Below are 16,362 nucleotides of genomic sequence, written 5' to 3'. Positions count from 1 at the left end.
CGCTCGTATGACGCTCTGTCATTCCCGGGCCAGCTGCTGGCACAGGTCGGCCACCCGGCCGGCCGCGCCGGAACGCGCCAGCGCGCGCGCGCGTTCGGCCTTGTCCAGCAACTGCTCTCTATCCAAACCCGCCAGCAGGCCCGCAAGCCCGTCGGCGTTCAATTCTTTCTGCGGCAGATGCCAGGCCGCGCCGGCCTGCGCCATCCACTCGGCGTTGTCGCGCTGATGGCCGGTGGTGGACACCACCAGCGGCACCAGCACGCTGGGCACGCCGGCCGCGCACAATTCGCTGACCGTGATCGCGCCGGCGCGGCAGATCACCAGATCGCATTCGGCCAGGCGCTGCGGCATATCGTCGACGAAGGGCAGCAGTTCCACTTGCTCCCGCAGGCCCGCGGCCTGATACGCGGCCTCGACCGCGGCGAAATTCGCCTCGCCGGTCTGATGCGTCAGTCGCGGCCGCTTGTCGGCCGGCAGCTTGGCCATCGCCTGCGGCAGCGTTTCATTCAAAACCTTGGCGCCCAGGCTGCCGCCCACCACCAAGACCTTCAGCGGGCCGCTGCGGCCGGCGAAGCGCTCCGCCGGCGCGGCGATGCCCTCGATCTCCCCACGCACCGGATTGCCGGTGACCAACGCCTTGCCGTTGCGCGCCGCGTCGCCGTCGAAACCGCAGGCCAGTTTCTTGGCGAAGGGCAGCAAGGCCTTATTGCTCAACAACAGGCCGGCGTCGGCGTTGACCAGGACCAGCGGTTTCCACAGCAGGCCCGCCATCACGCCGCCGGGCAGGCAGACGTAGCCGCCCATGCCCAGCACCACGTCCGGGCGGTGGCGGAAAATCTGCGCCGCGCTGCTGAAGAAAGCGCCGGCCAGCTGCAGCGCGCCCTTGAGCGAGCCCAGCAGACCCTTGCCGCGCACGCCATGGAAGTTCAGCCGCTCCAGCGGAATGCCGGTCGGCGGCACCAGCTTGTTCTCCATGCCGCGGCGGGTGCCCAGCCACACCACCTTCCAGCCCCGGCTTTGCAATTCCTTGGCCACGGCGAGGCCGGGGACGATGTGTCCACCCGTGCCAGCCGCCATCACCATGACCGTGCGATTCGCCATCTCTATCCGTTCCGTTAACTCTCGTTGCCGCGCATCATGCGCCGGTTTTTGCTTCGCCCTTCGGGCTCGCAGAAACCGCCACCCTACGGGCTTACGCCCTAAGGCGCCTGACAGCGCTGCTCATGCGCGGCTACACTTTGTAGCCGCGCATGATGCGGCGGTTTTCATAATCAACCCGCAGCAGCACCGCCACCGCGATCAAATTCATCAACATCGCCGAGCCGCCGAAAGACATCAGCGGCAAGGTCAAACCCTTGGTCGGCAGCAGCCCCATATTCACCCCGATGTTGAAAAACACCTGGATGCCGAGCCAGATGCCCAGGCCCTGCGCCACCAGCGACTGGTAGTAACGCTCCAGCTTTTTCGATTCCACACCGATGTGGAAGGCGCGGCGCACGATCCAGGCGTACAGACCGACCACCACGCAGATGCCGATGAAGCCGAACTCTTCCGAAATCACCGCCATGATGAAGTCGGTGTGCGCCTCAGGCAGGTAAAACAATTTCTCTATGCTGCCGCCCAGACCGACGCCGAACCACTCGCCGCGACCGATGGCGATCAAGGAGTGCGACAGCTGGTAGCCCTTGCCGTACGGGTCGTCCCACGGGTCCATGAAGCCCAGCACCCGCTTCAGCCGATATGGCGAGGAAATGATCAACACCACGATGGCGCCCACCGCCATCACCGCCAGCCCGCTGAAGATGCGCATATTGATGCCGCCGAGGAAGAGCACGCCCATCGCGATGCTCATCACCACCATCAGCGCGCCGAAGTCCGGCTCGCGCAGCAGCAGGAAAGCCACCACCACCATGGCGGCGAACATCGGCGCGAAGCCTTCCTTCAAGCTGTGCAGCAAATGGCTCTTGCGCACGGTGTAATCCGCCGCGTACAACACGGTGGCGAACTTCATCACCTCCGACGGCTGCAGGTTCAGCACGATCAGATTGATCCAGCGCCGCGAGCCGTTAACCATCTTGCCGATGCCGGGAATCAGCACCAGCACCAGCAAGACCAGTCCGATCAGGAAAATCTTGCCGGAGTACTTCTGCCAGAACGCCGTTGGAATCTGGAAGGCGATATAGGCCGCGCTCAGCCCGATCGTCATGAAGATCATGTGACGGATCAGGTAGAAGTAGCGGTTATGCGTGGCCGCGTCGGCCTCGGCGTAGGCGATTGACGCCGAGTACACCATCACCAGGCTGATCGACAACAGCAGGGCCAGAGCCCAGGACAGCGCCTCGTCGAACGGCTTGATGGCGGCGTAGCGCCGGGCTCCGTGCACGATCATGGCCGCGTCGCCTCCGCTTGCCGCGCCTTCCACTCGCGCACGGCGTCGATAAACACCTGGGCGCGATGCGCGTAGTTGCGGAACATGTCCAGGCTGGCGCAGGCCGGCGACAGCAACACCACGTCGCCCGGCTGCGCCAGTTCCGCCGCGCGGCGGGTGGCTTCTTCCAGCGTCTCGCAGTCGTGCAAGGGCAAGCCGGTGGCGGACAGCGCGGCGCGGATCTTGCCGGCGTCGCGGCCGATCAACAGCACGGCGCGGGCGATGCGGCGGCAGGCCGGCGCCAGCGGCGCGAAGTCCTGGCCCTTGCCGTCGCCGCCGGCGATCAACACCACCGGACGGGTCATGCCGTTCAGCGCCGCCTCGGTGGCGCCGACATTGGTGCCCTTGGAATCATCGATAAACGCAACCGAGGCGATTTCGTCTACCAGCTCGACGCGATGTTCCAAACCATGGAAGGTTTTCAGTCCTTGCAGCAGCGCGGCGCGCGGCGCGCCCACGGCTTCGCACAAGGCCAGCGCGGCCAGCGCGTTGGCGGCGTTGTGCAGGCCTTGCAAACGCATCTCGGCGCAATCGAAGGCCCGCTCGCCGTCCAGGCTCAGCCAGTAGCGGCCGTCATCCTGCCGCAACGCGTATCCGGCATCCTCTGTCAGCGAGAACCATTTGACCGCGCGGCCGGGGCGAACCATCGCGCGCACCAGCGCGTCGTCGCGGTTCAGCACCTGGACGCCGGCGCCGTGGAACACCCGGGTCTTGGTGTGGGCGTAGTCCAGCAGATCGTCGTAACGGTCCAGGTGGTCCTCGGAAATATTCAGCACCGTGGCGGCGTCGGCCTCCAGCGTAAATGTGGATTCCAGTTGAAAACTGGACAGCTCCAGCACCCACACGTCCGGGCGCTTGCCGCTTTGCTCGCGTTCCAGCTGCGCTTCCAGCACCGCCAGGCCGATATTGCCGGCCACCACCGCGTCCAGGCCGGCGGCGGCACACAGATGGCCCGCCAGGCTGGTGACCGTGCTCTTGCCGTTGGAACCGGTAATGGCGATCACCTTGCTGCCGTCGCCGCGGATCGCGCGCGCCAGCACTTCGATATCGCCGATCACCTCGCCGCCGGCTTGGCGGTAGGCGGCGACGGCCGGGTGTTTCAGCGGCACGCCCGGGCTCAGCACCAGCAAGTCGGCGTCGGCGAAGGTCTGGGCGCTGAAATCGCCGGCACGCACTTCCGCCTGCGGCAAGAAGGCGCGCAGCTCGGCCACGCGCTCGGCCGACGGCTTGGCGTCGGCCACGCTCACGCGCGCGCCGTGCGCGGCCAGGTAGCGCGCGGCCGCCAGGCCCGAACCTCCCAAGCCCACCACCACGACGTGACGATTCGCGTAGTCCATAGTCTTCCTCAACGCAGCTTGATGGTGGACAGGCCGGCCAACACCAACATCATGGTGATGATCCAGAAACGCACCACCACTTGCGTTTCCTTCCAGCCCTTCAACTCATAGTGGTGATGCAGCGGCGCCATGCGGAACACCCGCTTGCCGGTGAGCTTGAACGAAGCCACCTGAATCATCACCGACAGCGCTTCCACCACGAACAGGCCGCCCATGATCAAGAGCACGATTTCCTGACGCACGATCACGGCCACGGTGCCCAGCGCCGCGCCCAGCGCCAGCGCGCCGACGTCGCCCATGAACACCTGGGCCGGATAGGCGTTGAACCATAAAAATCCCAGGCAGGCACCGCACATCGCCGCGCAGAACACCACCACCTCGTGCGCGCCGGGAATGAAGGGCAGACCCAGATATTTGGAAAACACCGCGTGGCCGGCGACATAGGCGAAGATGGACAGGCCGGCCGCCACCATCACGGTGGGCAGGGCCGCCAGGCCGTCCAGGCCGTCGGTCAGGTTCACCGCGTTGGAGGTGCCGACGATGACGAAATAGGTCAGGATGCAAAAACCGATCGCGCCCAGCGGATAGGAGATGGTCTTGACGAAGGGCACGATCAGCTCGGTGGACGCCGGCAGCTTGGCGGTGGCGATCAGAAACACGCCGGCGCCGATGGCGATGGCGGACTGCCAGGCCATCTTGAACTTGGCGGACACGCCTTTCGGGTCCTTGTACACCACCTTGCGCCAGTCGTCGTAAAAGCCCAGCGCGCCGGTGCCGAACATCACCGCCAGCAGCAGCCACACGTATTTGTTCGACAGATCCGCCCACAGCAGCGTGGTCAGGCCGATGGCCAGCAGGATCAGCGAGCCGCCCATGGTCGGCGTGCCGGCCTTGACCAGATGGGTTTGCGGGCCGTCGTTGCGCACCGCCTGGCCCACTTTGAGTTCGGTCAGCTTGCGGATCACCCACGGCCCCAGCAGCAGGGAGATCGCCAGCGCGGTCAGCGCCGCCATCACCGCGCGCAGCGTGATGTAGTTGAAGACGTTGAAGGCCCGGATGTGGGAGCCCAGCAGTTCAGCCAGCCAGAGCAGCACGTTATTGTTCCTCTCTAAATTGTTGCATCAGGTGTTCCACCACCCGTTCCATGCGCATGAAGCGCGACCCCTTGACCAGAACGGAGGCACCCGACGGCAACTGCCGGTCGAGAAACTCGTACAACTCGTCAATCGAATCAAAATGTTTGCCGCGCGCGCCGCAGGCGGCGGCGGCGTGACGCGAAACCTCGCCCAAGGTCAGCAGCAGGTCCACGTCGCGCGTCCGCGCGTACTCGCCCACTTCCGCGTGCAGCGCGTCGGCGGCTTCGCCCAGTTCGCCGATGTCGCCCATCACGAAGCAGCGCGGCGCCGGCAGGCGAACCAGCACGTCGATCCCGGCCTTCATCGAATCCGGGTTGGCGTTGTAGCTGTCGTCGATCACGCTCAGACCGCGCGGGCTTTGCTTGAGCTGCAAACGGCCCTTGGCGCCGCCGAAGGCGGCCAGGCCGGCGGCGATGTCGTCCAGCGACACGCCGGCGGCCACGGCCAGGCTGGCCGCGGCCAGCGCGTTGCGCACATTGTGTTCGCCCGGCGCCGGCAATTCGATCCGCCGTTCGCCGTCGGCGCAACGCAGCGTGAAGCGGCTGCTCAAGGCGCTCAGTTCGATGTCGACGGCGCGGACGTCGGCTTCGGCGCCCAGGCCGAAGGCGATCTGGCGGCGGCCGTCCGCCGCGCGGCGGAACAAGGCCAGATTGGCGTCGTCGGCGTTCAGCACCGCCACGCCGTCGGCGTCCAGGCCTTCGAAGATTTCCGCCTTGGCGCGCGCCACTTCCTCGGTGGAGCCGAAATAACCGAAGTGGGCGCGCATCGCGTTATTGACCAGCGCGATGCGCGGCCGGGCCAGGCCGGTCAGATAGCGGAGCTCGCCGTGATGGTTCATGCCCATCTCCAGCACCGCGTAGCGATGCGCCGGCGTCAGCCGCAGCAGGGTCAGCGGCAGACCGATGTCGTTGTTGAAGTTGCCGGCGGTGGCCAGCACCGCGTCCGCGCCTGCATATTGGCGCAGAATAGCGGCCAGCATTTCCTTGACCGTGGTCTTGCCGTTGGAGCCGGTGACGCCGATGCGCAGCGCCGGCTGGCGTTGCGCCCAGCCGGAGGCCAGCCGGCCCAGGGCCAGGAGGGTGTCGTCCACGCGGATCAGGCTGGCGCCGGACAGCTCGAAATCCGCGCGCACCAGCGCGGCCGCGCCCTTGGCCGTCACCTCGGCGACGAAATCGTGGGCGTCGAAGCGTTCGCCCTTCAGCGCGACGAACAGATCGCCGGGGCCGGCCTCGCGGCTGTCGGTCACCACGCGCAGGATGTCGCCGTCCGGGCCGCTCAAAGCGCCCCGGGCCAGTTCGGCGGCCTGCAGCAGCGTCATCATGCGCGCTCTCCCCAGGCGGTCAGCGCTTCTTCCGCCACGCGGAAGTCGGAGAACGGCCGCTTGACGCCGGCGATGTCCTGGTATTCCTCATGCCCCTTGCCGGCCACCAGCACCACGTCGCCGGCGCGCGCCTGGCTCACCGCCCAGTGGATGGCGGCTTCGCGGTCCGCCTCGACGTGGGTGCGCGCGGCGTCCATGCCGGCGAGCACGTCGCGCAGAATGGCTTGCGGGTCTTCGGTGCGCGGATTGTCGCTGGTCAGCACCGCCACGTCGGCGATGTTCTCGGCGATGGCGCCCATCATCGGGCGCTTGCCCGGATCGCGGTCGCCGCCGCAGCCGAACACGCAGAACAGGCGGCCGCCTTCCGGGCGGATCTCGGCCAGCGTGGACAAGGCTTTTTCCAGCGCGTCCGGCGTGTGGGCGTAGTCGATCACTACCAGCGGCTCGTGCGCGCCGCCCACGCTCTGCATGCGGCCGCGCGCCGGCTGGATGCGCGCCATCACCGCGGCGGCGTCGCGCAGGCTGACGCCGTTGACGCACAGCGTGGCCAGACAGGCCAACAGATTGGCGGCGTTGAAGCGGCCCACCAGGCCGGTGCGCACATCGGCGACGCCCCAGGGCGTGGTCACCGTCAGTTGCAGGCCGTCCAGCGTGGCGGCCAGCGCCAGCGGACGCACATCGCCCTGCTCCAGGCCGTAAGTCACCACCTGAGTCTCAGCCGGGTCGATTTCGGCGGCAAGCTGGCGGCCGAATTCATCGTCGGCGTTGATCACCGCGTGCTTCAGGCCTTCCCAGAAGAACAGCTTCTTCTTGGATTCGCCGTAGGCTTCCATCGAACCGTGGTAGTCCAGATGGTCGCGAGTCAGATTGGTCAGCACCGCGGTGGCGAAGTCCACGCCGTTGACGCGGCTTTGATCCAGGCTGTGGCTGGACACTTCCATGGTCACCACGTGCGCGCCCTGGCGGCGGTATTCGGCCAGCTTTTGCTGGATGGTCACCGGGTCCGGCGTGGTGTGGGTGGTTTCGGTCAGTTCGCCGTAAAAGCCGTTGCCGACGGTGCCGATCAGCGCCGCCTTCTGGCCCAGCAGCGAGAAAGCCTGCGCCAGCCAGTGGGAAATCGAGGTCTTGCCGTTGGTGCCGGTGATGCCGATCACGCGCAGCGCGCGGCTGGGATAGCCGTAGACCTCGGCCGCCAGCATGCCGATGCGGTCGCGCAGATGCGGCACCGGCAGATTCGGCGCCTGCCACAGCGGGTTCCAGGCGAAGCCGCCGGCGTCGTCCCACAACACCGCGGCCGCGCCTTTCGCCAGCGCGGCCTGGATGTAGTCGCGGCCGTCGGAATGCAGGCCGGGGCACGCCAGGAACACGTCGCCGGGCAGCACGCGGCGGCTGTCGGTCTCCACCCGTTTGACGGGCAGTCCCAATTGTTTGATGTCGGCCGGATTCCAGTCCGGCATGGGGGTCAAACGGCTTTTCATGATCTGATCAAAAATCCACCGGCACCGGGGTGGATTCCGGCAATAAAGTGTTGTTGGAGGGCTCGTCCGGCTGCACGTTCAGCACCCGCAGCGCGCCGCCGGCGATCTGCGAGAACACCGGCGCAGCCACCGCGCCGCCGTAATATTTGCCCGCGGAGGGCTCGTCTATCATCACCGACACGATCACGCGCGGCGCTTTGCCCGGCGCGAAGCCCATGAACAGCGCGCGGTGCTTGTTGGCCACATAGGCGCGGCCTTCCAGCTTGCGCGCGGTGCCGCTCTTGCCGCCCACGCTGTAGCCGATGATGCGGCCGCCGACGGCGCCGCCTCCCGGCTGGCTGTTGGCGATCAGCAGATCGCGCATCTCGTGCGCGGTCTTTTCGCTCAGCACCCGCTTGCCCGGCATCGGGGTGGCGGTCTTGTACAGCGAGATCGGCAGCATCACGCCGTCGTTGGCGAACACGGTGTAGGCGCGCGCCATCTGGATCAGGCTGACCGAGATGCCGTAGCCGAAGGACATCGTCGCCTGCTCGATGGGCCGCCAGTTGTGCCAGTCGCGCAGCCGGCCGCCGGCTTCGCCGGGGAAGCCGGTTTCCGGCGCGCGGCCAAAGCCCAGCGCGTCGTAATGCTTCCACGATTGCTCCGGCGAGCTCATCAGCGCCAGCTTGCTGGTGCCGACGTTGGACGATTTCTGGATGATGCCGAGAATGTCCAGGCTGGGGCGCGGCGCCACGTCGCGGATGGTGGCCGGGCCTATCATGTAAGTGTGGGTGTCCAGCACCGTGTTGAGTCCGGCCTTGCCGTTCTCCAGTGCCAGCGAGATGGACAGCGGCTTTATCGTCGAGCCCGGCTCGAACAGATCGATCACCCCGCGGTTGCGCATCATTTCCGGCGTCACGCCGCTGCGGTTGTTGGGGTTGAACGAGGGGTAATTGGCCAGCGCCAGCAACTCGCCGGTGTGGGCGTCCACCACCACCACGCTGCCGGCCTTGGCCTTGTTCAGCTCCACCGCGGCCTTGAGCTCGCGGTAAGCCAGGTATTGGATGCGGTGATCCACCGCCAGCGCCAGTTTCTGGCCGTCGCGCGGCGGCTCGATGGCGGCGACGTCTTCGATGATGTGGCCGCGGCGGTCCTTCAGCACCACGCGGCGGCCGTCCTTGCCTGCCAGCATTTTCTCGCGCGCCAGCTCCACGCCTTCCTGGCCCTTGCCGTCCACGCCGGTGAAACCGATGATGTGGGACACGATTTCCCCGGCCGGGTAGAAGCGGCGGAATTCCTGCTGTTTGGCGATGCCGGGCACGCCCAGCGCCATCACCTTGTCGGCCAGCTCAGGGCTGATCTGGCGTTTGACGTAGACGAATTCCTTCTTGCGGTCGGACAGCTTGGCCGACAGCTCCTCCGGCGACAGATCCAGCATCGCCGCCAGTTCGCGCAGCTTGGCCGGCGGCACCGGCTCCATGTCCGCCGGGCTGGCCCAGATGGTCTGCACCGGCGAGCTGATCGCCAGCGGTTCGCCGTTGCGGTCCGTGATCACGCCGCGGTTGGCCTCCAGCGTCAGCGCGCGGCGGAAACGCGCCTCGCCCTGGTTTTGCAGGAAGTCCTGCTGCACCACTTGCAGATAGACTGCGCGGCCGATCAAGGCCAGGAACAGCAGCGCCAGCATCAGCAGCACAAAGCGCACGCGGCCCGGCTTCATGCGCAGCGCGGGGCTGGCGTCCGGGATGCGTTGCTGGTGGCGAGGGGAGTAAGTGCGCATCACATCCCCTTCCCAGGCGAGATCACCTGGGTCTGGCGCGGGTCCGGGATATGCATGTCGAGGCGGCTGGACGCGGCTTTCTCAATCACCGCGTGCGCGCCCCAGGTGCTCTGCTCCAGCTGCAGCTGGCCAAACTCGATCTCCAGCTGCTGGGCGGATTTGCGTTCCTTCTGCAAATCGCTGTAGAGCTTGCGCGACACGTGGGTCGAGGTGACCACCGACCAGGCGGACAGCACCACGATGACCAGCAGTATCGCGTTGAGCTTGTTCATGCGTCGATCTCCCGCCACGGCGCGGCGGTGCGCTCGGCCACGCGCATGATGGCGCTGCGGGAGCGCGCGTTGGCGCGCACCTCCTCATCGCCGGCGCGCACCGGCTTGCCCACGGTGGACAGCGGCGGCTGGGCCATATCGGACGCGCGCACCATCGCCCACGCCGGCAGCTTTTCCTCGCTGCTGGCGTCGCGCAGGTATTGCTTGACGATGCGGTCTTCCAGCGAATGAAAGCTGATCACCGCCAGGCGGCCGTTTTCCGCCAGGCGGCGCGCCGCCTGCGGCAGCACCGCCTTGAGTTCGTCCAGCTCGCGGTTCACAAAGATCCGGATCGCTTGGAAGGTACGCGTTGCGGGGTCCTGACCCGGTTCCCGAGTACGGACGTTTTGCCCAACGAGCACGGCGAGCTCACGCGTGGTCTGGAGGGGGGCGTCAGCCCTTTGCGCAACAATGGCTGCTGCGATCTTGCGAGCAAACCGCTCTTCACCATAAGTCTTGATGACCTCTCTGATATCGGCCTCGTCTGCCGTCGCCAACCATTCGGCCGCGGTGATGCCGCGGGTGGTATCCATACGCATGTCCAAGGGCGCGTCGAAACGGAAGCTGAAACCGCGCCGTCCGTCGTCGATCTGCGGCGAGGACACGCCCAGATCCATCAACACGCCATCCACCTGGGGCACGCCCAGGCGGTCCAATTCCTGCCCCAGCGTTTCAAAACCGTTGTGCACGATCTGAAAGCGCGGGTCTTCCTCCGCCAGCCGCGTGGCCACGGCGATGGCTTCGGGATCCTTGTCGAAGGCGATCAGGCGGCCTTGCGGCCCCAGTCGCGACAGGATCAAGCGGCTGTGGCCACCTCGACCGAAAGTGCAATCGACGTAGGTGCCATCCGGCCGGATGGCGAGCGCGTCGACCGCTTCGGTCAAGAGCACCGTCAGGTGCACGAAAGGGGTGGTGCTCACAGCGTAAAGTCTCCAAGGTGTTGGGCCAGATCGGTTTGATCGATGGCCAGGGCGTCAGCGGTCTGGTTGTCCCATTCCTCGGCATTCCACAGCTCGAAGCGGTTGCCCATGCCCACCAGCGCGACGTCTTTGTCGAGTCCGGTGAGATCGCGCAGGCGCGCGGGCAGCAGAATGCGTCCGGCGCTGTCCATTTCCAGCGTTTCCGCGTGGCCGAGCACGAGGCGCTGATAACGTTTCAGAGTGGGATTGCCGGTGGGAAGGGCTAGCAGGCGGGCTTCGACCGGACGCCAGTTGGGTTCGGGGTAGATCAGCAAGTGGTCTTGGGACTCGAGGGTGACGATCAGTTTGTGCCCGAAAGCGGACAGCAGTGTCTCGCGGTGTTTAGCCGGAATAGCCAAACGCCCCTTGCTATCGAGAGACAAGATGCTGACGCCACCAATCATGATTTCGAGCCCGCTGACCGAATAAACCTAAGGGGCCGTCGCCCCCCGGGACAAATGCCCCACTTTCACCCACTTCGCCCCACTTTCCGCCACTATAAGAAAGAACTTCCCCACGGTCAACATCGAGAAGTTCTAATTCACCTTTTGAGACAATGACTTAGCGGACCAGGCAAAAAGCGGATTCCTTGTCAAATCAGAGGCTTAAAAACATCAGTCAAAGTGAGCTGTTAACACTCGAACCATTTCCGAAACACCACACCCCGGGCCTGGGAATATTTCCAAGGACAGTCCAGAGCAAGACCACTTGTCGCGCCGCAACACAAAAACAGGGCGGCGGCGCCACGATCGGCGCCGCCGCCCTGGAGTTCCGCCGGATTAGGCCAGCTTTTGACGCAGAATATCCTGCACCTGAGCCGGATTCGCCTTGCCTTTGGAGGCTTTCATCACCTGGCCGGCCAAGGCATTGAGCGCCTTTTCCTTGCCGGCGCGGAATTCTTCCACCGCCTTGGGATTGGCGGCGATCGCTTCCTCCACCATTTTCTCGATGGCGCCGACGTCGGACACTTGCTTCAGGCCGTCGCGCTCGATGATGGCGTCGGCGGACAGTTCGCTGTCCCACAAGGCGTCGAACACCTGCTTGGCCAGCTTGCTGGACAGCGTGCCGTCGGCGATGCGCGCGATCAGGCCAACCAGGCGCTCGACCGAGATCGGGCAATCCGCGATCTCCTTGCCGTCGCGGTTCAGCCGCGCGGCGATCTCGCCGTTGATCCAGTTGGCGGCCAGCTTGCCCTGGCCGGAGGTCTTGGCCGCGGCTTCGAAATACTGGGCCAGAGCCAGGCTGGACGTCAGCAGCGCCGCGTCGTAGGCGGACACGCCGTAGGCCTCGGCCAGACGAACTTGCATCGCCGCCGGCAGCTCCGGCATCTCGCCGCGGATGCGGGCGATCTGCTCGTCGGAGATGCGCACCGGCAACAGGTCCGGGTCCGGGAAGTAGCGGTAGTCGTGCGCGTCTTCCTTGCTGCGCATCATCCGGGTCTCGCCGCTGTCCGGGTCGAACAGCACAGTGGCCTGCTGCACCTTGCCGCCGTCTTCCAGGGTGTCGATCTGCCACTGGATTTCGTATTTGGCAGCCTGCTCCAGGAAGCGGAAGGAGTTGAGGTTCTTGATCTCGCGGCGGGTGCCGAAGGCTTGCTGGCCCTCAGGGCGCACCGACACGTTGACGTCCATGCGGAAGCTGCCTTCCTGCATATTGCCGTCGCAGATACCCAGCCAGGTCACCAGCGCATACAAGGCTTTCACATAGGCCAGCGCCTCGTCCACCGAGCGCATGTCCGGTTCGGACACCACTTCCAGCAGCGGCGTGCCGGCGCGGTTGAGGTCGATGCCGGACAGGCCGTGGAAGTCTTCATGCAGGCTCTTGCCGGCGTCCTCTTCCATATGGGCGCGGGTCACGCCGATGACCTTCTCCTGCTCGCCCACCAGGATTTTCAGCCTGCCCCCCTCAACAATGGGCAGATCCATCTGACTGATCTGGTAGCCCTTGGGGAGGTCGGGATAGAAGTAGTTCTTGCGCGCGAACACGTTCTTCTGGTTGATCTTGGCGTCCAACGCCAGGCCCAGGCGGATGGCCTTGTCCACCGCAGCCTTGTTCAATACCGGCAGCACGCCGGGAAAGGCCAGCTCCACCGCGGAGGCCTGGGTGTTCGGCTCCGCGCCGAAGGCGGTGCTGGCGCCGGAGAAAATCTTGGAGACGGTATTGAGCTGCACATGCACCTCGATACCGATGACGACTTCCCATTTCATGGTTGGAAAATCCTTCTATTATTTTTTGCCACGGAAGCACACGGAAAACACGGAAGAAAAACGGTTGCCCCTAGCTCTCCCACCTCTTGGGAGCCGGGGTTTGTCCATGTCCTTCTCTGCGCTTCCGCGGCTAATTCATTCAATTACAAAACCGGCGCGCGGCTATGCCAATCAGTCGCAAGTTGGAACTGATGCGCGACGTTCAGCATCTTGGCTTCGCCGAAGTAGTTGCCGATGATCTGCAAGCCGATCGGGCGGCCATTCGCGCTAAAGCCGGCCGGCACGCTCATGCCCGGCAAGCCGGCCAGGTTCACCGACAACGTGTAGATGTCGGACAGATACATCTGCACCGGATCGTCGTTCATCGCGCCGATGTCGAAGGCCGCGGTCGGCGCCACCGGCCCCAGGATCACGTCGCACTGCTCGAAAGCGGCTTTGAAATCGTTGGCGATCAGACGGCGGATTTTCTGGGCCTTCAGGTAATAGGCGTCGTAATAGCCGTGCGACAGCACATAGCTGCCCACCAGGATGCGGCGCTTGACCTCGCTGCCGAAGCCTTCGGCGCGGGTCTTCTCGTACATGTCCACCAGGTCCTTGTACTCGGCGGCGCGATGGCCGTAGCGCACGCCGTCGTAACGCGACAGATTGGTGGAGGCCTCGGCCGGCGCGATCACGTAGTAGGCCGGGATGGACAACTCGGTATTGGGCAGGCTGATGTCCACCACCTGCGCGCCCTGCTGTTTCAGCACCGTCACCGCCTCGTCCACCGCGCGCGCCACGTCGGCGCTGAGGCCGGCGGCGAAGTATTCGCGCGGCAGGCCCACCTTGAGGCCGGCCAGCGGCTGATTCAGGTCGCGGGCGTAATCTTCGCGGGCGCGCTCCAAGCAGGTGGAGTCGCGCTGATCGAAGCCGGCCATCACGTTCAGCATCAGCGCGCAGTCCTCGGCGGTCTGCGCGATCGGGCCACCCTGATCCAGCGAGGAGGCAAAGGCCACCATGCCGTAGCGCGACACCACGCCGTAGGTCGGCTTGATGCCGGTGACGCCGCAATGGGAGGCCGGCTGGCGAATGGAGCCGCCGGTGTCGGTGGCGGTGGCCACCGGCGTCAGCCGCGCGGCCACGGCGGCGGCGGAGCCGCCGGAGCTGCCGCCCGGCACCGCGTTCTGATCCCAGGGATTTTTCACGGCGCCGTAGAAGGAGTTCTCATTGGACGAACCCATCGCGAACTCGTCCATATTGGCGCGGCCCAGCGTCACCATGCCGGCGGCCTGGCACTGCTCCACCACGTGGGCGCTGTACGGCGACACGAAGTTGTCCAGCATTTTGGAGCCGCAGCTGGTTTTCCAGCCCTGCTGGCAGAACAGATCCTTGTGGATGATGGGCACGCCGGTCAGCGCATGGGCGTTGCCGGCGGCGATGCGCGCGTCGGCGGCCGCTGCTTCGGCCAGGGTCTTGGCGCGGTCGACGGTGACCAGCGCGTTGAGCGCCGGGTTCAGCGCCTCGATGCGGTCCAGATATTGGGTGGCCAGCTCAAGGCTGGAGACTTCCTTGGCCGCCAGCTGCCGCGACAGTTGCTTTAAAGTAGACTGTGTCATTTCAAATGGAATCTTTAGCTATCCGGGAATGGCGTCGCCGTCCTTTCAGACAGCGACCGGCGCCGGCCTCCCGCGCGGGCGGGAACCTAAACCGGCGCAGGCAATCAGAGCATCACTCGATGACCTTGGGGACCAGGAACAAGCCCTTTTCCACTTGCGGGGCCACGGCCTGGAAAGCTTCGCGCTGATTGGTTTCGGTAACGATATCTTCGCGCAAACGCAAAGAGACATCCTGCGGATGGGCCATCGGCTCGATGCCGTCGGTGTTCACCGCCTGCATCTGTTCGATCAGGCCGAAAATATTATTGAGTTGCTTGCTTGTCGCGGCAATTTCCGCTTCATTGACATTGATGCGGGCAAGCTTGGCAATTCGTGCGACATCCTGATGCGTCAGCGACATGGTGTCCTCGTTCAAAACCTTTAATATTTCAAGCGTTATAGGGTATCATAGCCCGCTTGATTCTCCCAAGATCGACATCACGCCACGGCGTAATTTCGGCAACGCTTTCACCGCGCGGCCGACAGGCGGCAAGCCGCCGCGCCGGGGCCGGATCGTGCAGGCCTTATCGAACCGACACGGCGTCGGAAAATGATGCGCAAGGCCAGCGGGCGAAGCCGCTTAGCCGGCGTCGCCCAGTGGGCGCCAAGCGTCGTTTTGCCACGCGGCGGTTAGACTCGGGTCGTACGAGTAGACAACAAACAACAGATTAAGCGCGGACGCGACGGCGCGTCCGCCACATGACGAAAACTGACCAGGATCGCCCAATGTTTCGTTCGCTGACCGGATACTTCTCCAACGACCTCGCCATTGACCTTGGCACAGCCAACACCCTCATCTACATGCGCGCCAAAGGCATCGTGCTGGACGAGCCCTCGGTCGTCGCCATTCACAGCGACGCGCCCACCAACAAGAAATCCATCCTGGCCGTGGGCCTGGAAGCCAAGCGCATGCTGGGCCGCACCCCGGGCAGCATCCAGGCGATCCGCCCGATGAAGGACGGCGTGATCGCCGACTTCACCGTCACCGAACAGATGCTCAAGCAGTTCATCAAGAAGGTGAACCCCAACCGCTTCTTCGCCGCCAGCCCGCGCATCGTGATCTGCGTGCCCTGCGGCTCCACCCAGGTGGAACGCAAGGCGATCCGCGATTCGGCGCTGGCCGCCGGCGCGCGCCGCGTGGAACTGATCGAAGAGCCGATGGCGGCCGCCATCGGCGCCGGCCTGCCGGTTGAGGAGCCCACCGGCTCCATGGTGGTGGACATCGGCGGCGGCACCACCGAAGTCGGCGTGATCTCGCTGGGCGGCGTGGTGTACTCCAACTCCGTCCGCGTCGGCGGCGACAAGTTCGACGAAGCCATCATCAACTACATCCGCCGCAACTACGGCATGCTGATCGGCGAAACCACCGCCGAGGAAATCAAGAAGACCATAGGCTCCGCCTTCCCGGGCGCCGAAGTGCGTGAAATGGAAGTCAAGGGCCGCAATCTGGCCGAAGGCATTCCGCGCGCCTTCACCGTGTCCTCCAACGAAATCCTGGAAGCGCTGACCGAGCCCTTGAACCAAATCGTGTCCGCGGTGAAGATCGCGCTGGAACAGACCCCGCCGGAACTGGGCGCCGACATCGCCGACAAGGGCATGGTGCTGACCGGCGGCGGCGCGCTGCTGAAAGACATCGACCGCCTGCTGGCCGAAGAAACCGGCCTGCCGGTGTTCGTGGCCGAAGAACCGCTGACCTGCGTAGTGCGCGGCTCCGGCAAGGCGCTGGAGAAGATGGACAAGATTGGCACCATTTTCACCAACGTCCCCTAAACCGGAACGACCGACGACCGCCTGA

The 16,362-nt window shown here is 65.3% G+C and carries 14 protein-coding genes; 1 reads left to right on the top strand and 13 read right to left on the bottom strand.

What is annotated here, in order from left to right; genetic code table 11:
* Positions 1 to 18: 18 nt before the first annotated feature.
* From murG to gatC, 13 genes are all read right to left on the bottom strand, one after another.
* A complete protein-coding gene (murG, locus tag AB1Z25_RS00625; protein WP_227106471.1) occupies positions 19 to 1,101 on the bottom strand; it encodes an undecaprenyldiphospho-muramoylpentapeptide beta-N-acetylglucosaminyltransferase in 1,083 nt (360 codons plus the stop codon).
* A gap of 130 nt (positions 1,102 to 1,231) precedes the next feature.
* Entirely contained in the window at positions 1,232 to 2,389 is a 1,158-nt protein-coding gene (gene ftsW, locus AB1Z25_RS00620) for a putative lipid II flippase FtsW (protein ID WP_486636386.1), read from the bottom strand.
* Positions 2,386 to 3,765 carry a UDP-N-acetylmuramoyl-L-alanine--D-glutamate ligase gene (murD, locus tag AB1Z25_RS00615; protein ID WP_227106469.1) on the bottom strand — a complete coding sequence of 460 codons (1,380 nt, stop codon included), beginning with the start codon at positions 3,763 to 3,765 and terminating at the stop codon, positions 2,386 to 2,388. The genes ftsW and murD overlap by 4 nt, the downstream gene beginning before the upstream one ends.
* A gap of 8 nt (positions 3,766 to 3,773) precedes the next feature.
* Positions 3,774 to 4,859 carry a phospho-N-acetylmuramoyl-pentapeptide-transferase gene (gene mraY / locus AB1Z25_RS00610; protein ID WP_107797818.1) on the bottom strand — a complete coding sequence of 362 codons (1,086 nt, stop codon included), beginning with the start codon at positions 4,857 to 4,859 and terminating at the stop codon, positions 3,774 to 3,776.
* A gap of 1 nt (position 4,860) precedes the next feature.
* Positions 4,861 to 6,222, bottom strand: a complete 1,362-nt coding sequence (locus tag AB1Z25_RS00605) for a UDP-N-acetylmuramoyl-tripeptide--D-alanyl-D-alanine ligase (RefSeq protein WP_486636385.1) — start codon at positions 6,220 to 6,222, stop codon at positions 4,861 to 4,863.
* Complete coding sequence (locus AB1Z25_RS00600) at positions 6,219 to 7,700, bottom strand: UDP-N-acetylmuramoyl-L-alanyl-D-glutamate--2,6-diaminopimelate ligase (RefSeq protein WP_107797816.1); 1,482 nt, start codon at positions 7,698 to 7,700, stop codon at positions 6,219 to 6,221. Before AB1Z25_RS00600 ends, AB1Z25_RS00605 begins: the two co-directional genes overlap by 4 nt.
* Before the next feature lie 7 nt (positions 7,701 to 7,707).
* Positions 7,708 to 9,456 carry a peptidoglycan D,D-transpeptidase FtsI family protein gene (locus AB1Z25_RS00595; protein ID WP_486636384.1) on the bottom strand — a complete coding sequence of 583 codons (1,749 nt, stop codon included), beginning with the start codon at positions 9,454 to 9,456 and terminating at the stop codon, positions 7,708 to 7,710.
* Positions 9,456 to 9,728 carry a cell division protein FtsL gene (ftsL, locus tag AB1Z25_RS00590; RefSeq protein ID WP_107797814.1) on the bottom strand — a complete coding sequence of 91 codons (273 nt, stop codon included), beginning with the start codon at positions 9,726 to 9,728 and terminating at the stop codon, positions 9,456 to 9,458. Before ftsL ends, AB1Z25_RS00595 begins: the two co-directional genes overlap by 1 nt.
* Positions 9,725 to 10,687, bottom strand: a complete 963-nt coding sequence (rsmH, locus tag AB1Z25_RS00585; protein WP_486636383.1) for a 16S rRNA (cytosine(1402)-N(4))-methyltransferase RsmH — start codon at positions 10,685 to 10,687, stop codon at positions 9,725 to 9,727. The genes ftsL and rsmH overlap by 4 nt, the downstream gene beginning before the upstream one ends.
* Entirely contained in the window at positions 10,684 to 11,130 is a 447-nt protein-coding gene (gene mraZ / locus AB1Z25_RS00580; protein ID WP_107797812.1) for a division/cell wall cluster transcriptional repressor MraZ, read from the bottom strand. Before mraZ ends, rsmH begins: the two co-directional genes overlap by 4 nt.
* 375 nt (positions 11,131 to 11,505) lie before the next feature.
* Positions 11,506 to 12,933, bottom strand: a complete 1,428-nt coding sequence (gene gatB, locus AB1Z25_RS00575; protein ID WP_486636382.1) for an Asp-tRNA(Asn)/Glu-tRNA(Gln) amidotransferase subunit GatB — start codon at positions 12,931 to 12,933, stop codon at positions 11,506 to 11,508.
* 143 nt (positions 12,934 to 13,076) lie between these two features.
* Positions 13,077 to 14,528 carry an Asp-tRNA(Asn)/Glu-tRNA(Gln) amidotransferase subunit GatA gene (gatA, locus tag AB1Z25_RS00570; RefSeq protein WP_235084979.1) on the bottom strand — a complete coding sequence of 484 codons (1,452 nt, stop codon included), beginning with the start codon at positions 14,526 to 14,528 and terminating at the stop codon, positions 13,077 to 13,079.
* Between the two features lie 112 nt (positions 14,529 to 14,640).
* On the bottom strand, positions 14,641 to 14,928 hold the full coding sequence (gene gatC, locus AB1Z25_RS00565) for an Asp-tRNA(Asn)/Glu-tRNA(Gln) amidotransferase subunit GatC (RefSeq protein WP_043592439.1): 288 nt from the start codon (positions 14,926 to 14,928) through the stop codon (positions 14,641 to 14,643).
* A 365-nt stretch (positions 14,929 to 15,293) separates the two neighbouring features.
* Here gatC and AB1Z25_RS00560 point away from each other — a divergent pair, with 365 nt between their 5' ends.
* Positions 15,294 to 16,337, top strand: coding sequence for a rod shape-determining protein (locus AB1Z25_RS00560; RefSeq protein WP_043592385.1), 1,044 nt, complete (start codon positions 15,294 to 15,296; stop codon positions 16,335 to 16,337).
* Positions 16,338 to 16,362 lie beyond the last annotated feature (25 nt).

It is taken from the genome of Chromobacterium sp. HL1, assembly GCF_057418835.1.
This window is presented reverse-complemented; position numbering and strand designations above follow the sequence as displayed.